This window comes from Streptomyces venezuelae (assembly GCF_008642275.1).
GTDB classification, from domain to species: domain Bacteria; phylum Actinomycetota; class Actinomycetes; order Streptomycetales; family Streptomycetaceae; genus Streptomyces; species Streptomyces venezuelae_E.
In genome coordinates, this window is sequence record NZ_CP029189.1 from 1,196,001 (window position 1) to 1,212,565 (window position 16,565).

Here is a 16,565-nt window from a genome sequence, read left to right on the forward strand (position 1 = left end):
TGTCGGCCGGCGCCCTGTCGGCCGGCGCCCTTCCCGCCGGGGTTCCGGTCTCCGGCCGGCCGCGGGACGGCCCCGGCGGGAGCACGGCCCGTGCGGCCGCGGCCGGGGGCGCCGGGTTCAGGCGATCCCCGGCAGGCTCAGGTCCCACAGCCGGGCGGGCAGGTCCCGGCGCCGCTTGACCTTCAGCTTGCGGTAGATCCGGGTCAGGTGTTGCTCGACCGTGGAGACGGTGACGTACAGCTTGGTGGCTATCTCCCGGTTGGTGTGGCCGCGGGCGGCGAGCAGGGCCACCCGTGCCTCCGCCTCGGAGAGCACCTCCGCCTCCCGGGGCGGTTCCGCCTCGCGCCCGGCGGTGACGGGCTCCCCGTCGCCCTGTCCGGGGGTGAACTGCTGGCACAGGGGTTGCGCCCCGCAGGACTTGGCGACGTGCCAGGCCTTGCGGACGAGCATCCGGGCCCGGTTGTAGTCCCCCGCGGAGCGGTGCGCGCTGCCCAGTTCACCCAGGGCACGGGCGAGCTGGAGCCGGTCCTCGCCCTGTTCGAGGAGTTCGACGGCTTCGGTGAGCCGTTTCAGACGGTACGTGAGGTCGCCGCTGGTCCGGGCGAGCGCGTACAGCAGGGGTCCGCGCTGCCGGACGCCCGTGGGGCCTGCCTCACGCTGCTTCTGTTGCTCGACGTACTCGCGGGCGCGGGTGACGTTGCGGATGGCGAGCCAGGCCTCGGCGGCGTCCAGCCGCCAGGGGACCAGCTCGGCGGCGTCCATGCCCCAGGCCTGCATGAGTTCGCCGCAGGTGAGGAAGTCGCGCAGGGCGGCGTGGTAGCGGCCGGTGGCGAGGTGGCAGCGGCCCCGGGCGCGGATGTAGTGCAGGCCGAGCTGTGTCTCCGGCATCAGTTCGGGTACGGGCTGTTCGAGCAGGGCCATCGCCTCGTCGAGGTTGCCCATCTGGGTCTCGGCCTCGATGAGGACGGCGAGCGGCAGGGCGATGCCGACGCCCCAGCACTGCGTGGAGATCAGCGACATGGCCTGCCGGGCCTGGGCGGCCGCGCCGGGCAGGTCGCCCTGGCGGAGGGCGACTTCGGCCCGTACGACGCCGAGGGTGGCATGCCAGCTCGGGGCGTTGCGGCCGGAGCACTCGGCGAGGAGCCGGTCGGTCCAGGTGAGGGCGAGTTCGAGGTTACCCGCGTAAATCAGAGCCAGGACGGCGAGGACGAGGGGCGTGAGGGTGCGGTCGCTGAGGTGGTAGCGCTGCAGCACCCGGGTGGCCTCGGCGACGGCCGCGTCGCCCGCGCCGCCGCGCAATGCGGTGCGCAGGGCCTCGGCGGCGGGCAGGTGGGCGTCCTCGGGCATGTCGTAGGGCGCGGCGGTGCCGTGGGCGGCGGGCTCGGGCCGGGCGGGTCCGTCGGTGGCGAACGCCTCGCGGACCGGGGGGCTGATGAGCGAGAGCCAGCTCTGCGCGGTGGCGAGGGTGTCGGGGGCGTAGGCGAAGGGCTGCCCGGCCTCCTCGGCCTGCTGCGCGGCCGTCTGCAGGCGGCGTACGGCCTCGGCGGCCTGGCGGGCCTCGCCCATCCAGGCGAGGCAGCTCACGGCGTGCAGCAGGTCGCGGTCGCTGAGGCGGCCGTCGTGGAACTCGCGGGACAGCTGGCGCAGGTGTCCTTCGGCGGCGCCCGGGCTGCTGCGCCAGACGATGCTGACGAGGCGGGATTTCAGGGCGGTGCGGCGCGAGCCCTCGGGGCAGGAGTCGACGGCGAGTTCGCCGCAGCGCAGGGCGAGCTGGGGGTCGTCCTCGACGAGTGCGTACTCGGCCGCCTCCTGCAGGACCGGTATCGCCCATTCCTCGGCCGGCTTGCGGGTGGCGAGGAGGTGGCGGGCGATGTCGAGGGCGGCGGCGCCCTCCTCGTGCAGGAGGCGGGCGGCGCGCTGGTGGAGTGCGGACAGCGCCCCGGGCGGGGCCGCGGCCAGGACGGCGGCGCGGGTGGCGGTCAGGCGGAAGGCGCCGTCGTGCAGGAGGCCGCACCGTGTGAGGTCCTGGACGGCGAGTTCGACGGCGCGGACGTGGACGTCGGTGATGCGCGCGATGAGGCCGGCGGGGGCGTCGCCGAGGACGGCGATGCCGCGCGCGACGGCCAGCATGTCGGGATCGCCGCGGTGCAGGCAGTCCAGGACGGCACGTTCGAAGGCCTCGGCGGGGGCGAGCGGCTGGAAGGGCTCGCTGTCGCCGAGGGCGGCCGTTCCGTCTTCCAGGAGCGCCTTGACGAGGAGCGGGTTTCCGCCGGTGGTGTCGTGGCAGTCGGCGGCGAGCCGTGCGGCGGCCCCGGCGAAGCGGCCGGACAGGACGCGCGCGGTGCCTTCCGCCGAGAGCAGCGGCAGGCGGATGGCGGTGCAGTGGGGCTGGCGGCGCAGCTCGGCGTGGAAGGCGAGCTGGGCGGGCAGCAGTCGGACGCCCTCGGTGAGGACGATCAGGACGCCGGACTGGCGGACACGGCGGGCCAGACAGAGGAGGAAGGCGCGGGAGAGCTCGTCGCCGTGGTGGACGTCGTCGACGGCGATGACGACGGTGCGGTCACGGGCGATGCGCAGGAGGGAGGCGCAGACGTGCGGCAGGACGCGCATGCCGGACTCGACGGCGGCCTCGGTGTCGCCGGTGTCCATGGCCTGGGCGGCGACGCCGTCGAGGAGGGCGGTGGCCTCGGCGTGGACGGCGGGATCGAGGGGGGCGGCGCCGTCGAGGATGCGGCGCAGGATGCCGAAGAAGAGGTAGCGCTCGGCGCGGGATCCGGCGGCCTCGAGAACCAGCGCTCCCGCGGAGAGGGCCCCCTCGGTGAAGCGTTCCAGCAGGGCCGTCTTGCCCGCGGCGATCGGCCCGCTGATGACGGCGACGCGGCCGCGGCCCCGGCTGGCGCTCCCGAGCAGGTCGTTCAGCGTCTCCCACTGTTTCTCGCGCTCGACGAACGTTGAAACCACTGTGTTCCCTTCCCCCGGGGGTGTTTCGAATGTGCGCCCTGCGGTACGCCGGGTCCTGCACTCCTCGCGCGTGCCGGCGGGCCGCAGGTCGTGCGGCCCGCCCGGCGACCGGCTCAGCCCTTCCGGGCGGCCGCTGCGAGCTCTTCAGAGACGATCTTCAAGACCTGTGCCTGTTGTTTGGCGAGAAAGAAATGACCTCCAGGGAAACTCTGGAGACTGAATCCGCCGAGGGTGTGGCCTTCCCAGGCTTGGGCTTCCTCGCGGCTGGTGCGCGGGTCGGATTCGCCTGTCAACACGGTGAGGGGGGTCTTCACCGTGTGCTCGGGAGCGGCGCGGTAGTTCTCGATGGCCGTGTAGTCGCTCCGGATGGCGGGAAGCACCATCCGCAGGATTTCCTCGTTGCCGAGAATGGCTGCGTCGGTGCCGCTGAGTTCGCGCATTTCGGCGACGATGCCGTCGTCGTCGCGCAGGTGCACGGTCTCGGGGCGGTGGCTGGAGGGCGAGCGCCGGCCCGAGGCGAAGATGTGGACCGGGTCGATGCCGTGGTCGCGTTCGAGGCGGCGCGTCACCTCGAAGGCGAGGACGGCGCCCATGCTGTGGCCGAAGAAGGCCAGCGGGCGGTCCACCCAGGGAAGGAGTGCGCTGGTCAGAGCGTCTGCGTAGACACCCATGTCGGTGATGCCCGGCTCGTGCCGGCGGTCCTGGCGTCCGGGGTACTGCACGGACAGGACGTCCACCGCGGGTGCCAGGGCCTGGGCCATGGGGAAGTAGAAGGAGGCGGACCCGCCGGCGTGCGGCAGGCAGACGAGCCGGATCGCAGCGTCGTCGGCGGCCTGATAGCGGCGGATCCAGGCGTCGGCATTCTCGTTGTCGATCAAGGGGATGAAAACTCCGTGTTCTTGTCCGGGCACGCACGTCAGTCCGTCGGATTTGTTTGAACGTTGCAGTACCCGTACACGCATTCCGTTTGGCTCATGTCTAGCAGAGCCCCCCTGCGTCCAGAACCCCTACATTGCCCCCCTACTACGGCCTGAAATCGGCCAGTCGCCGATGTGCGCAGGGGGTGCGATTTCCAGCCACGCGCGTCGGGATGCCGGATACTTTCGGCCTACAAGAGCCCTGGGTGCATGGGCGAATGGCTGGATGGGTGTGCCGGATTCGGGGCCGTCACCCGGATCCGGGGCGGGGGATGCGGCGCGTTCTCGCTCGCGATCCTCGCGCCACACCTCGGTCACGGCGGTCCGTCCGCAGAAGCGGACGGCCGCGACGCGGCGGTTCGTGCCGCTGCCGGACGGGCGGGGCTGACGGCCCGCGTGGGGCTGCCGGGCCGGTGTCCCAGCGGTTGCCCCCTATGGAGACCGCCACCCCTGCGGGGCGCGACCCCGGGCCGCCACGGTCGCCGGCCGCCGGTCCGCTCGGCTGCGCCACGGCGGCCTCGGCATCGATCGGCGGCACACCTCCGCCTGCGCCTCATGGAGGGCGGCGGGGGCGCGGCGGCCGGCCCTCCGGTCGGTTACGGCGTCACGCGGGCGAACGGGGTGATGGCTTCAAATGCAGTGCCGGAAGCGACGCAAGTGGGCGCACTTGTTTCGGCCATGTTACGGAGGGCCCGCAAGGGGTGGCCGCTCGGCCCCTGGACGCACCGCGAGCCGCAGGCCCCCGACCTCCGCTTCACGGGAGACTCGGCGGGCAGCCGCCACCGCTGCCCGCCCGAGCGGGAGAAGAGCGCCGAAGGGACAGCGGCAGGACCACGTGGCACCGGGTCCGCCCCGACCACGATGACGGGGGTCAGGTCGCGGGAGCCCACTGCAGGAGCAGCTCTTCGGCGGTGGTGACGGCCGCGACCAGCGCCAGGGAGTTGCGGATCACCTCGGCGGTGCAGGAGGCGGGCACCCCGGCGATGGCGTCGGCGGGGACCACCACCCGGTAGCCGAGGTTCACGGCGTCGAAGACGGTGTTGGGGATCGCGATGTTGGAAGAGACCCCGGTGACGACGAGGGTGCGGATGCCGAGGTTGCGCAGCAGGGGGTCGAGATCGGTGCCGGCCATCGGGGAGAGCCCGTGCAGCCGGCGGACCACCAGATCCTGCCCAGCGACGACGATGGGCGCGGCGACCTCCACCGCCCGGCTCCCGGTCAGCTGGCGTACGGGCAACCTCTCCGCGGCGCGGAAGAGCCGGGCGTTGGTGTTCGCGCCGAGCCCGTCGGGCCGTCGCTCGGCGACCGCGTGCAGCACCTGTACCCCGGCCCCGCGCGCGGCGTCGACCAGTGCGGCCACCCGTTCCAGCATCCCGGAGTCCCGGGCCTCCTTGGCGAGCTCGGGCAGCGCGCTCTCCTCTCCGACGACACCGTTCTGGCACTCGACGGTGAGCAGCGCGGTGGTGGCGGGATCGAGATCCTGCATGGCTCCCCCTGGCGTGGCGACGGAAGAGCCCTCATGATTCCTGACACATAGTCAGATGTGAAGGGGTGCAGGACGGATGGACGTGGACGGGGCACGAACCGGAACCTCACAGCGGCGGGGCCGGCGCATCATGATGAGCGACGCCGAAGTGGACTCCTTCCTGCGCGAGCAGAAGACCTGCCGGGTCGCGACGGTCTCCCCCGACGGGCGCCCGCACGTGGGTGCCCTGTGGTTCGCGTGGGACGGCGGCTCGCTGTGGCTGTACTCGATCACGCGCAGCCGCCGCTGGTCGGACCTGAAGAAGGATCCGCGGATCTCGGTGGTCGTGGACTCCGGCGAATCGTATGACGAACTGCGCGGGGTGGAGCTGTCCGGCAGCGCCGTCTTCGTGGGCGAGGCCCCGCGCACCGGCGAGCCCTGCCCCGAACTCGCGGAGGCCGAGCGGATCTTCCCCGCCAAGAACTTCGGCATCGAGGAGATGCCGCACGACGGACGGCACGCCTGGATCCGGCTGACCCCCGACTCGGTCGTCTCCTGGGACTTCCGCAAGCTCTAGGGGCCCGCGAGGTGGCGCACCAGCGCGCCGGCGGACCTACCGGAGTACGGCGGCCGCCTGCCGCAGCGCGTCGACCGCGGCCCGGATGGAGGGCCGGCGGTCGGCGTCCGCGCGCCAGACGGCGTACACATGGCGGCGTACGCTGTCGCACACCGGCAGCAGCCGCACGCCCGGCGGCACCGGGCCGCGCCCCAGCCTCGGCGCCACGCACACGCCGAGCCCGGCCTCCACGAAGGCCAGCTGGGTGTGGTGCTCCTCGGCGATGTGGGCGATGCGCGGCTCGATGCCCGTACCGCGCAGGGTGAAGACCAGCCACTCGTGGCAGAACTGCCCCTCGTTCCAGGAGATCCAGTCGTCGTCTCCGAATGCGGCGAGGGAGATCCCGGCCTTCCCGGAGCTCCCGATCCCGTCGGCCAGCCGGTGCCCGGCCGGGACCGCGATGTCGACGGCGTCGTCCAGCAGGTGGGTGCGGGTGAGCTCGGCGGGCACCGGCATCCGCTTGTTGTGCCAGTCGATCGCCAGGGCCAGGTCGAGGTCTCCGCGTACGACGGCCGCCATGCCCTCCTCGGGCTCCCGCTCGCGCACCCCGACCCGCAGCTCCGGATGACCGGCCCGCAGCGCGGCCAGGGCCTGGGGCAGCAGCCCGCGCATGGCGGTCGGGAAGGCGCCGATCCGCAACTCCCCCACGGCGCAGCCCCGCTGGGCCTCGACGTCGGCCTGGGCGAGCTCCACCTGGGAGATGATCCGGGCGGCGTGATCGGCGAGCAGCCGCCCGGCATCGGTGAGCCGGACCCCGCGCCCGTTCCTGGCCAGCAGCGGCTGTCCGACCTCGCGCTCCAGCTTGGCCAGCTGCTGGGACACGGCGGAGGTGGTGACGTGGAGGCCGTCGGCCGCGCCGCTGACCGAGCCGTGGCGGGCGAGGGCATCGAGGGTGCGCAGGCGCTCCAGGTTCAACATGTAAGCAATGCTACGGCGTCACCACGAGAAACTTTCGCTTGTCCTACGAAGTTGATACGAGCACAGTAAAGGGCATGAGCGCACCGACCACCCCCGGGCCGACCCTCCCGGCCTCCTCCCCCGCCACGCCCCCCACCACCGCCGCCCCCTCCACCACCGTCACCACCGGCCGGCGCCGGGGCGGCCTCCTGGACTGGCGGGTCCGGTTCGCGATCCTGTCGGTGATCTGGGGCTTCAGCTTCCTCCTGATCAAGGTCGGCACGGAGGCGTACGCACCCTTCCAGGTGGCACTGGGCCGGGTCCTGTTCGGCGCGCTCGCCCTCCTCACCGTGCTGCTGGTCCGCCGCGAGCCGCTCCCCCGGGGACGGCGCACCTGGGCCCACCTGACCGTGGCGGCACTGCTGCTCAACACGGCCCCGTTCTCGCTCTTCGCGTACGCGGAGCTGAGCATCCCCTCCAGCCTGGCCGGGATCTGCAACGCCACCTCCCCGCTGTGGGGCATGGCGCTGTCGCTGGTCGCCCTGTCCGAGGACCGGCCGACGCGCCGCCGCTTCGCCGGGCTGGGCCTGGGCTTCCTCGGTGTCCTGACCGTGCTCGGTGCCTGGCAAGGCTTCTCCGGCGTCGACGCCAAGGGCACCGCGTTCGCCCTGCTGGCGTCCCTCTGCTACCCCGTCGGCTGGATCTACGTCCGCCGCACACTGGCCGGGACCCCCGGCTCCCCGGTGGCCCTGACCGGCGGCCAGCTCATGATCTCCACGCTGCAGCTGGCGCTCGTGAGCGCCGCGTTCACCTCCGCCCCGACGTCGTTCCCGCTCTGGCCGACCCTGTCGGTGATCGCGCTGGGCGCCCTCGGCACGGGCATGGCCCTGCAGATGCAGTACGGGCTGGTGACGGAGGTCGGTCCGACCACCGCCCAGATGGTCACGTACTTCATCCCGGTCATCGCCACCACGGCGGGCGTCCTGGTCCTCGGTGAGCAGCTCCACTGGAACACCCCGGTCGGCGCCGCGATCGTCCTCGCCGGTGCGGCCCTCACCCAGACCCGCCCCGGAGCCCGCAAGCCCGCCTGACCGGAGCCGGCGGCCGCGGCCACGCCCGCACCTCCGGCCCGGCCCCTGTCCGATCCCCGGCGTCCGCCGCCCTCCACGGGCGGCGGACGCCGGCGGTCGCGGTCAGTCGTACCGCACCCCCGCCGCCCCCACACTGACCGCCGCGGCCACCGCGTCGGCCAGGGCCGGCAGGTCGTCCACCGCCAGCTGCGACACCGTCAGCCGCACACCCGGTCCCGACTCGACCCGGAAGACCGCTCCGGCGCACACCCCCCAACCGGCGGACAGCAGCCTGGTCACCACCACCGTCTCGTCGGCGACCGGAACCCAGACGTTCAGGCCGCTGCGCCCGTGCGCCCGCACCCCCCGCTCCCGCAGCGCCTCGACCAGGGCGTCCCGCCGTGCCGCGTACGAGCGGGCCACCGCCGCCGGGTCCACCGCGCCCGAGGTCCACAGCTCCACCACCGCGTACTGCAGCAGCCGGCTCACCCAGCCCGGCCCGAGCCGCTGCCGCCCCCGCAGCCGGTCCAGCGTGACCGCGTCGCCCGTCAGCACGGCGAGCCGCAGGTCCGGCCCGTACGCCTTCGCCGTGGACCGCACCAGCACCCAGTGCCGGGTCACCCCGCCCAGCGGATGCAACGGCAGGTCGACGATCCCGTTCCCGTGGTCGTCCTCGATCAGCAGCACCTCGGGGTGGCCCGCCAGCAGCTCCCGCAGTTCGCCCGCGCGGCGCGCGGACACCGCGGCCCCGGTCGGGTTCTGCGCCCGCGAGGTCACCACCAGCGCCCGCGCCCCGGCCTCCAGTGCCCGGGCCACCGCCTCCGGCCGGGGCCCGTCGTCGTCCACGGCCACCGGCAGCACGCGCAGGCCGAGCGCCGGGACCAGGTCCAGCGCCCCGCCCCAGCCCGGGTCCTCGACCGCCACCGCGTCGCCCGCCCGCAGATGGGCGGTGAGCACCCGTTCGATGGCGTCCAGCGCGCCCGAGCTCACCGCCACCGGCCCCGGCGGCACCCCGTCCGCGTCGAAGCCGGCCCGGGCCAGTTCCGCGAGCTCCGGGGCGACCGGGTCCGCGCCGTAGAGCGTCGGCGCCTGCCCGTACCTCCGGGCGGCCGCCGCCAGCGGCCCCTCCAGCGCGGGGAGCAGGGACACGTCCGGACTGCCCTCCGCGAGGTCCCGTACGCCCTCCGGCACCGCCATGCGCAGTGCGTCCCGAGGCGTGCTCGACGGGCGGGACCGCACCCGGCTGCCGCGCCGCCCGTCGGTTTCGATGACCCCGCGCTCGCGCAGCGTCCGGTAGGCCGCGGCCACCGTGTTGGGGTTCACCCCCAGTTCGCCCGCCAGCTCCCGCATCGGCGGCAGCAACGAGCCCGGCGGGAGCGCGCCCGATGCCACGCCCGCTTCCACTCCGGCCGCGATATCCGCTGCGCGCCGTCCTGTGATCCGATAGTCTCCTAGCACAAAGCATATTATGCACTAGTGCAATGGAGTTGGCACGATGACCGCCACCGACAGCTACGAGCCCACCGCCCTCACCGTCCCCACCCGGTCCCGCGACCGGGCGCGCTACGACCACGAGACCGTGCACTCGATACTCGACGGGGCCTACATCTGCCACCTCGGCTTCATCCGCGGCGGCGCGCCCGTGGTCCTGCCCACGCTGTACGCCCGGGTCGGCGAGTCGCTCTACATGCACGGCTCCACCGGATCGCGCCCGCTGCTCGCGGCCGGCCGCACCGACCCGGGCCTGCCCGTCTGCGTGACCGTGACCCTCGTCGACGGACTGGTCCTGGCCCGCTCGGCCTTCCACCACTCGATCAACTACCGCTCGGTGGTCGTGCACGGCACCGCCCACCAGGTCACGGACGAGGCCGAGTGCCGCACGGCCCTCGACGCCATGGTCGACGCCGTCGCCCCGGGCCGCTCGGCCGACACCCGGCCGCCCACCGCCCGGGAGCTGGCCGCCACCGCGGTGATCCGCGTGGACCTCGCCGAGGTGTCCGCGAAGATCCGCAGCGGTCCGGTGAACGACGGAGCCGAGGACCTGGACCTGCCCTACTGGGCGGGCGTGGTCCCGGTGGCCCCGGTGTACGGGACCCCGGTGCCCGCCGCGGACCTGACCCCCGGCATCGCCGTCCCGGACTACCTCAGCGCGCTCTGAGGGCCACGCGGCGCGGGAGCGGGCACGGGCGCGGGAGTGGACGCGGGCACGGGCGCGGGGGTCGCCGGCCGCCGCGCCTCCGCCACGATCAGTGCGCCCACCGCCGTCAGCAGCAGTACGGTGCCGAGGACCACGGCACCGGTCAGCCGTTCCCCGAGCAGCAGCACGGCGATCACGGCCGCGCTCACCGGCTCGATCAGCATGATCACCGAAACGGTGGCGGCCCGTACCGCCGCGGCACCCGTGAAGTAGAGCGCGTACGCCAGCGCGGTCGGCACGGTGGCGACGTACACCAGCAGCCAGAGCACCCGCCCGAGGTCGGCGGTGTGCGGCAGCAGGCCCTCCACGGCGGCGAGCGGCAGCAGGCACACCGTGCCCACCGCGACCGACCAGGCGGTGGTCACCAGCGGGTCCCCGCCCGCCCCGCGCTGCCCGAGCCACCGCGCCCGCAGGGTCATCCCGGCGTACCCGGCGGCCGACAGCAGGGCCCAGCCGACACCGAGCGGGCGCACCTCACCGCCGCCGCTGCCCAGCACGAGGACGGCCAGCCCGGCCAGCGCCCCCAGCACGGCGAGCACGCCGCCCGAGCCGAGCCGCTCGCCCATCCAGTACCGGGCGCCCAGAGCGATGATCACGGGCCCGGCGCCGAGGGTGACCACGGTGCCGACCGCGAGGCCGGTGGCCTGCACGGAGGCGAAGTAGGCGGCCTGGAAGAGGGTGAAGAGGAGCCCGGTCCCGATCAGCGAGGCGGCGGAGGGCCGTACGCGCCCCGGGCCGGGCCGGGAGCCTCGTACGGCGAGCACCCCGAGCAGCACCAGGAGCCCGCCCGCGCAGCGCCAGAAGGACAGGGCGAGCGGGCCGAGGTCACTGGCCAGGAAGAGGAGGGAGGCGGCCGCCCCGGCGGTGCCCCAGGCGGCTCCGGCGACGACGAGGTACAGCAGACTGCGCCCGGCAGCGGGCGAATGGTTCGACACGAGATGTCTCCGCGCATGCGTGAAGGATGAAAGAAGCAGGTCATCGCTTCGCGGGCAGCACGGACCCGCCCGGGGGCCGCCCGGGCCGGGTTACTGCGAGGTGACGCCGCCCGCGGCTAGGCGGCCGGCGGCGAAAGCACAGTCAGGTACATGGTGGCCACCTTAACCCTTGGCGGCCGGGGACGGCTCGCGGTCCAGGGCGGCGGGCTCGGACGCGGCCGTCGCCGCCACGGCCGCCACCGCCGCGGCCGGTGCGGTCGCGGGTGCCGGCCGGGAGGACTGTGCGATGAAGGCGCCGCCCAGCACCAGGCCGCCGCCGACGATCTGCCAGGTGGACAGGTGCTCGCCGAGCAGGATCCAGGCGAAGACGGTGGCGACGACCGCCTCCAGGAAGGCCACGACTCCGGCGATCTGGGGCGAGAGCCGGCGCACCGAGACCACGCCGGTCAGGTAGGCGAAGACGGTCGCGACCAGCACCACCCAGGCGAGCAGCACCGGCGCGGGCACCATCGTCCCGCCGACGGAGGCCTCGCCGCCCAGCACCTGCCAGTCCATCTGCCAGGGCCGGGCGATCACGGTCATCACCAGGGTGCCGACGAGCATGCCGTACGCGATGACGCCGAGCGGGTCGGGTGCGTCGTCCCCGTCGGCGCCCTGGTCGGCGAAGACGAAGTAGAACGCCTGGCAGCAGGCGGCGGCGAGACCGAAGAGCACGCCGAGCAGGTCCAGGCTCAGCCCGGCCCAGATCTCGACCACGCAGGCCAGTCCCACGACGGCCACGGCCGCGCCCGCGGCGGCACCGCGCGTGACGGGCTTGCGCTGCACGAAGCGGATGTAGCCGAGCAGCAGCGCCGGGCCCAGGTACTCCAGCAGCAGGGCCACGCCGACGGGGATGCGGGACAGGGAGGCGAAGTAGAAGGCCTGCACACCCGCGACGGCGACCAGCCCGAAGCCCGCGAGCAGCGCGGGCCTGCGCAGCACGAGGTCACGGTGGCGCCAGGCGAGCGGGGACAGTACGAGGGCCGCCCCGGCGACCCTGAGCCAGACCATGTGGAGGGGATCCAGACCCGCTTCTATCAGCGGCTTCGCCGCCACTCCGGAACCACCGAACGCGAACGCCGAGACGAGGGCGAGGCCCAGTCCGGCATTTCTCCCTGACGCTTGCATCCAGCCATCATGACAGGGCAGGTCAGGACCGTCACGGGGATGACACCTGTTGAGACGGAGTCGAGATCACCCCTCGTCCACAGCCCCTATATCTGACAGGTCGTCAGTATTGAATGTTCCGCCCGCCGGGGCTACCTTCCGCCGCACGTACCCGACGAGAAGGGGTGGTCGCATGGCCGAAGTCACCGCGGAATCACGCATCGAGGCGTCCGCCGCGCAGCTCTGGTCCCAGCTGACGGACTGGGACGCGTACGGGCAGTGGAGCATGACCCACACGAACTTCCCCCAGGGCGGACCCGAGAACCTCGCGGTCGGCGCCACCTTCGCGGAGAACATGAAGATGATGGGCTTCCCCGCCGAGGTCGTCTGGACCGTCTCCGAGCTGGAGGTCGAGCGCCTCTTCGCCATCACGGGCAAGGGCCCGATGGGCGTGGCGGTCCTCACCCGGTACACCCTGACCCCGGACGGCGAGGCCACCACCGTCTGCATCGACGGCGAGTTCACCGGGGCCGCCGTGTCCCTGATGGCGGGCAAGCTCAAGGACTCGGCCACCGCCGCCCTGAACGAGTCGCTGCGCAAGCTGGCCGGCCTGGTCGTCTGAGCGCCGAACCGCCCGGGCCGTACGCGAAGGCGCGCCCCGCGGGACGTACTCGCGGGGCGCGCCTTCGCGTGCTGTCGCACGTCGGGGCCGTCCGGACTCAGTGCTCGTCGGCCAGGATCAGGTAGAGCTTCTTGCGGGCGTCGTTGACGACCCCGAGCGCCTTCTCCCGCTGCTGGGGCGAGCCGGTCTTGAAGACCTGCGCGAAGGCCTCCATCAGGCCGACGCCGGCCGTCCGTACCTCCTGCATCGCCTCGAAGTCGAAGCCGCGCCCGGCATCCGCCCAGGGGGCGTCCGGGCCCGACTCGGCCTCGGTGCGGCCGGCGTCGGTGAGCGTGAACAGCTTCTTGCCGCCCTCGCTCGCACTGGCGATCAGGCCCTCGTCCTCCAGCAGCTGCAGGGTCGGGTAGACCGAGCCGGGGCTGGGCTTCCAGGCCCCGCCGCTGCGCTCGCCGATCTCCTGGATCATCTCGTAGCCGTGCATCGGCCGGTCGGCGAGCAGCGCCAGGATCGAGGCGCGCACATCGCCGCGCCGGGCCCGGCCACGCGGTCCCCCGCGTCCGCCGCGGCCGCCGAAGGGGCCTGCGCCGAAGGGCGGGCCGAACGGGCCGAAGGCGGCGCGCCGCCCCTTGAATCCCTCCCGACGATCGGGCCCGCAGTGGTCGTGACCCCGTCCGTGGTCATGCCCGTGGTCGTGTCCGTGCTGTCCGTGTGAACGCATGACTGCGCTCCTTTCGTCACGTTGTGGTCGCTTCATCGGTTGTCCGATGACTCCACTATCGGCGACGCCTCGCGATGTGTCAACGATATATCGGAATGAGTCGCCGACAGTCGACCACCGAGCACGCCCCGGGATGGCGCCGCACCAGAGCGCGTCCGGCTGCCCGCGCCCGCCCGGCAGGGCCAGTCACCCCGGATTGGCCTTTGTCGACGATCAAGGAATCGCCCTACCGTCGGGGCATGCGCATCCGAATCGTCGACGCCTTCACCGACCGTCCCTTCCACGGGAACCCCGCCGCCGTGCTGCTCCTCGACACCGGGTTCCCCTCGGACGCCTGGCTCCAGCAGGTCGCCTGCGAGATGAACCTCTCCGAGACCGCCTTCGCCCACCCCCTGCCCCCCGGCGGGGACGCCGACTGGGCGCTGCGCTGGTTCACCCCGGCGGCCGAGGTCGACATGTGCGGCCACGCCACCCTGGCGACCGCGCACGTACTGGCCACGAGCGGGCTCGCCACGGGACGGGTCCGCTTCTCCGCGCGCTGCGGGATCCTCACCACCGAGACCGCCGATGACGGCACGGTCACCATGGACTTCCCGACGTCCTCGCTGACCCCGGTGCCCGCGCCGGCCGCCGTGGACCACGCGCTGGGCGGTCCCCCGATCCTCTCCGTGCACGACACCGCCGACCACATCGGCGACCTCGTCGTGGAGCTCGCCGACGAGAAGACCGTCCGCGAGCTGGAGCCGGACCACGCGGCCCTGCGCGCCTTCGCCCGGCGGGGGGTGATCGTCACGGCGCCTGCCGAGGATCCCTCACTCGGGTACGACTTCGTCTCCCGCGGCTTCTTCCCCGCCTTCGGGATCGACGAGGACCCGGTCACCGGGAGCGCCCACACCGCGCTCGCCCCGTTCTGGGCGCAGCGGCTGGGGCGGACCGAGCTGACCGGCCTCCAGGGCGGTGCGCGGCGCGGTCTCGTACGGGTGACGCTGGCGGGCGACCGCACCCTGCTGGCCGGCCGGGCCGTCACGGTCGTCGACGGTGAGCTCCTCGCCTCCCCGCCGGGAGCCGGACAGGCGGGGTGACCGGGGGCACGACGAAGCAGGGGTCCGGGGCACGGGCGCGGGACACGGGCTCCGGGCCGGGCCGGACCGGGCCGGGCCGGGCCGGACAGGGTGGGTTCAGCCCGGGGACCCGCCCCCGTCGCCGTTCCGGTCGCCGCTCCCGTCGCCCTTCGCGTCCCGCTTCGGCCGCCCCTTCGCCTTCGCCTTCGCCTCCGCCTTCGCCCGCACCGCGGCGTGCCACTGCGCGTCCTGCTCCACCCAGGCCGCCGAGTCGATCCGCTTGCGGTAGATCTGCTCCGGCTCCGCCGCGCCCAGATGCACCGTCCACCCCCACAGGACCGCCGACACGAGGAAGAAGACGCCCGCCGCTCCCAGATAGGAGAGGATCTCGTCGGACTCGGAGGCCCCCTCCTCGTGCATGAAACCGGGTACGCCGCGGATCAGCGCGTTCACCCACCAGGCGAGCGCCACGTTGAACAGGACGAGGGAGACCCAGTAGGCGATCCTCATGCTCTTCGCAGCTCCGCTGGCCTCCCCCAACAGCAGGAGACGCCGCAGCGAGACCGGTCCCGTCCGGTGGCGGCCGCCCGTGTCCTCCTTGGCCCGGCGCACCGACGCGTAGCACTCGTCCAGCCATCGCCCCGGCTCCGGGTCCGGCGGCGGGGAGTCGGTCGGCGCCAGCTGTTTGGCCTGGATCCAGCCCGAGAGGAACTGGATCTCCAGCTGGGCCTTCTCCAGGCGCCTGCGGTAGTGGTGGTCGGAGCTGCGGGCCTCGCGGCGGTCCCGGATGAGGAGGCTGATGCCGCCGACCAGACCGGTGACCACGGGCACCAGGAAGGGTGCGAACGGTACCAAGGTGTCCAGTACAGCCACCGGGCGCGCCTCCTTGCTCGCCTCCAGCGTCGCACCGCCCCGGCGCCCGCCACCGCCCGGAAGGGCCGATCGGGTGGGCCCGCCGCGGGTCACGGTGTCGGCAGCCAGCCCACCTTGCCCGCGAGCAGGGCGTACCCGCCGAAGGCCACGATGTCGAGGAGCGCGTGCGCGACGACGAGAGGTGCCACCCGGCCCCAGCGTCGGTAGGCGAGGACGAAGACGACGCCCATCACCACGTTGCCGATGAAGCCGCCGATGCCCTGGTAGAGGTGGTACGAGCCGCGCAGCACCGAACTGGCCACCAGTGCGGCCGTCGGCGACCAGCCCAGCTGGCCGAGCCTGCGCAGCAGGTAGGCCAGCACGATGACCTCCTCCACCACGGCGTTCTGCAGTGCGGAGAGGATCAGCACGGGGAACTTCCACCACACGTCGGGCAGTGCCTCCGGCACCACCGTGAGGTTGAATCCACCGGCCCGGGCGCCCAGGTAGAAGGCGAGCCCCGCACTTCCGATCCCGGCCGCGACGAGGGCGCCCCGGCCCAGGTCCCACCAGGGACGGGTGCGGTCGAAGCCCAGTACGCGGAGCCCGGGGGCGCCCTCGCGGGTCAGCAGGTGCGCCACCAGCAGTACGGGCACCAGGGCGCTCGCGATGCCGAACAGCTGCCAGGCCAGGTCCAGCCAGGGCCGGCCCGGGGCGTAGGAGCCGTTGAGGGTGGCCGCCTGGTCCTTGAGACCGCCGGGCTTGGTGAGCGAGCCGATGAAGCTGATCAGCGCCGAGAGCCCGCTCGCACCCAGCGACAGCGCGAGGACGAGCAGCGTCTCGGTGCGCAGCAGGCTCCGCCGCCCGTCCTCGTCCAGTTCCACGAACACCGGCTCCGGCTCCGTCCGCACGCCCGACTCCGTCCTGCCATCCCGTTGCGACCACCCCATACTGCCTCCTCGACGGACCGCGAGGATCGCTGCGGGGCCCGCACCGGGATCATGGGGGGACGGACGACGGACGACGGACGACGTACGTACGTACGGACGGTCGACGGGCGGTGGTGCGGCGGACACCGGTGCGGGCCGCCGCACCACCCCGTGGCGGG

The 16,565-nt window shown here is 73.5% G+C and carries 15 protein-coding genes; 5 read left to right on the forward strand and 10 right to left on the reverse strand.

Annotated features, from left to right (window positions below; translation table 11 throughout):
• Positions 1-117 precede the first annotated feature (117 nt).
• The 3 genes from DEJ51_RS04685 to DEJ51_RS04695 form a co-directional block, all read right to left on the reverse strand.
• The gene (locus tag DEJ51_RS04685; protein WP_150256428.1) at positions 118-2,961 is read right to left on the reverse strand and encodes a helix-turn-helix transcriptional regulator; all 2,844 of its coding nucleotides are present in this window, start codon (positions 2,959-2,961) and stop codon (positions 118-120) included.
• 113 nt (positions 2,962-3,074) lie between these two features.
• Positions 3,075-3,839 carry a thioesterase II family protein gene (locus DEJ51_RS04690; protein WP_223835668.1) on the reverse strand — a complete coding sequence of 255 codons (765 nt, stop codon included), beginning with the start codon at positions 3,837-3,839 and terminating at the stop codon, positions 3,075-3,077.
• Between the two features lie 910 nt (positions 3,840-4,749).
• Complete coding sequence (locus DEJ51_RS04695; RefSeq protein ID WP_150256430.1) at positions 4,750-5,364, reverse strand: cysteine hydrolase; 615 nt, start codon at positions 5,362-5,364, stop codon at positions 4,750-4,752.
• A gap of 130 nt (positions 5,365-5,494) precedes the next feature.
• Between DEJ51_RS04695 and DEJ51_RS04700 the strand changes: the two genes are divergently transcribed.
• On the forward strand, positions 5,495-5,920 hold the full coding sequence (locus DEJ51_RS04700) for a pyridoxamine 5'-phosphate oxidase family protein (RefSeq protein WP_352338394.1): 426 nt from the start codon (positions 5,495-5,497) through the stop codon (positions 5,918-5,920).
• 36 nt (positions 5,921-5,956) lie between these two features.
• Here the strand turns inward: DEJ51_RS04700 and DEJ51_RS04705 are convergent, their stop codons facing one another.
• Positions 5,957-6,877 carry a LysR family transcriptional regulator gene (locus DEJ51_RS04705; protein WP_150256432.1) on the reverse strand — a complete coding sequence of 307 codons (921 nt, stop codon included), beginning with the start codon at positions 6,875-6,877 and terminating at the stop codon, positions 5,957-5,959.
• 74 nt (positions 6,878-6,951) lie between these two features.
• Between DEJ51_RS04705 and DEJ51_RS04710 the strand changes: the two genes are divergently transcribed.
• Positions 6,952-7,947 carry a DMT family transporter gene (locus DEJ51_RS04710; RefSeq protein ID WP_190620211.1) on the forward strand — a complete coding sequence of 332 codons (996 nt, stop codon included), beginning with the start codon at positions 6,952-6,954 and terminating at the stop codon, positions 7,945-7,947.
• A 102-nt stretch (positions 7,948-8,049) separates the two neighbouring features.
• Here DEJ51_RS04710 and DEJ51_RS04715 read toward each other — a convergent pair whose 3' ends face one another.
• A complete protein-coding gene (locus tag DEJ51_RS04715; RefSeq protein ID WP_150256434.1) occupies positions 8,050-9,384 on the reverse strand; it encodes an aminotransferase class I/II-fold pyridoxal phosphate-dependent enzyme in 1,335 nt (444 codons plus the stop codon).
• A 37-nt stretch (positions 9,385-9,421) separates the two neighbouring features.
• On the opposite strand from DEJ51_RS04715, the gene DEJ51_RS04720 reads away from it, so the two are divergent.
• A complete protein-coding gene (locus tag DEJ51_RS04720) occupies positions 9,422-10,084 on the forward strand; it encodes a pyridoxamine 5'-phosphate oxidase family protein (RefSeq protein WP_150256435.1) in 663 nt (220 codons plus the stop codon).
• Here the strand turns inward: DEJ51_RS04720 and DEJ51_RS04725 are convergent.
• Positions 10,066-11,058 (reverse strand): DMT family transporter, encoded by a 993-nt coding sequence (locus DEJ51_RS04725; protein ID WP_223835669.1) that lies wholly within the window; start codon positions 11,056-11,058, stop codon positions 10,066-10,068. The genes DEJ51_RS04720 and DEJ51_RS04725 overlap by 19 nt on opposite strands.
• A 162-nt stretch (positions 11,059-11,220) precedes the next feature.
• Positions 11,221-12,225, reverse strand: a complete 1,005-nt coding sequence (locus tag DEJ51_RS04730; RefSeq protein ID WP_150256436.1) for an EamA family transporter — start codon at positions 12,223-12,225, stop codon at positions 11,221-11,223.
• 172 nt (positions 12,226-12,397) lie between these two features.
• Here DEJ51_RS04730 and DEJ51_RS04735 point away from each other — a divergent pair, with 172 nt between their 5' ends.
• Positions 12,398-12,826, forward strand: a complete 429-nt coding sequence (locus DEJ51_RS04735) for an SRPBCC family protein (RefSeq protein ID WP_150256438.1) — start codon at positions 12,398-12,400, stop codon at positions 12,824-12,826.
• A gap of 97 nt (positions 12,827-12,923) precedes the next feature.
• Here the strand turns inward: DEJ51_RS04735 and DEJ51_RS04740 are convergent, their stop codons facing one another.
• On the reverse strand, positions 12,924-13,544 hold the full coding sequence (locus DEJ51_RS04740; RefSeq protein WP_150256439.1) for a PadR family transcriptional regulator: 621 nt from the start codon (positions 13,542-13,544) through the stop codon (positions 12,924-12,926).
• A gap of 239 nt (positions 13,545-13,783) precedes the next feature.
• On the opposite strand from DEJ51_RS04740, the gene DEJ51_RS04745 reads away from it, so the two are divergent.
• Positions 13,784-14,626, forward strand: coding sequence for a PhzF family phenazine biosynthesis protein (locus DEJ51_RS04745; protein WP_150256441.1), 843 nt, complete (start codon positions 13,784-13,786; stop codon positions 14,624-14,626).
• 96 nt (positions 14,627-14,722) lie between these two features.
• Here the strand turns inward: DEJ51_RS04745 and DEJ51_RS34395 are convergent, their stop codons facing one another.
• Together DEJ51_RS34395 and DEJ51_RS04750 are read right to left on the reverse strand one after the other, a co-directional pair.
• Entirely contained in the window at positions 14,723-15,478 is a 756-nt protein-coding gene (locus DEJ51_RS34395) for a hypothetical protein (RefSeq protein WP_190620213.1), read from the reverse strand.
• Positions 15,479-15,567: 89 nt separating this feature from the next.
• Positions 15,568-16,407, reverse strand: coding sequence for a CPBP family intramembrane glutamic endopeptidase (locus DEJ51_RS04750; RefSeq protein ID WP_411757284.1), 840 nt, complete (start codon positions 16,405-16,407; stop codon positions 15,568-15,570).
• Between the last annotated feature and the right edge of the window lie 158 nt (positions 16,408-16,565).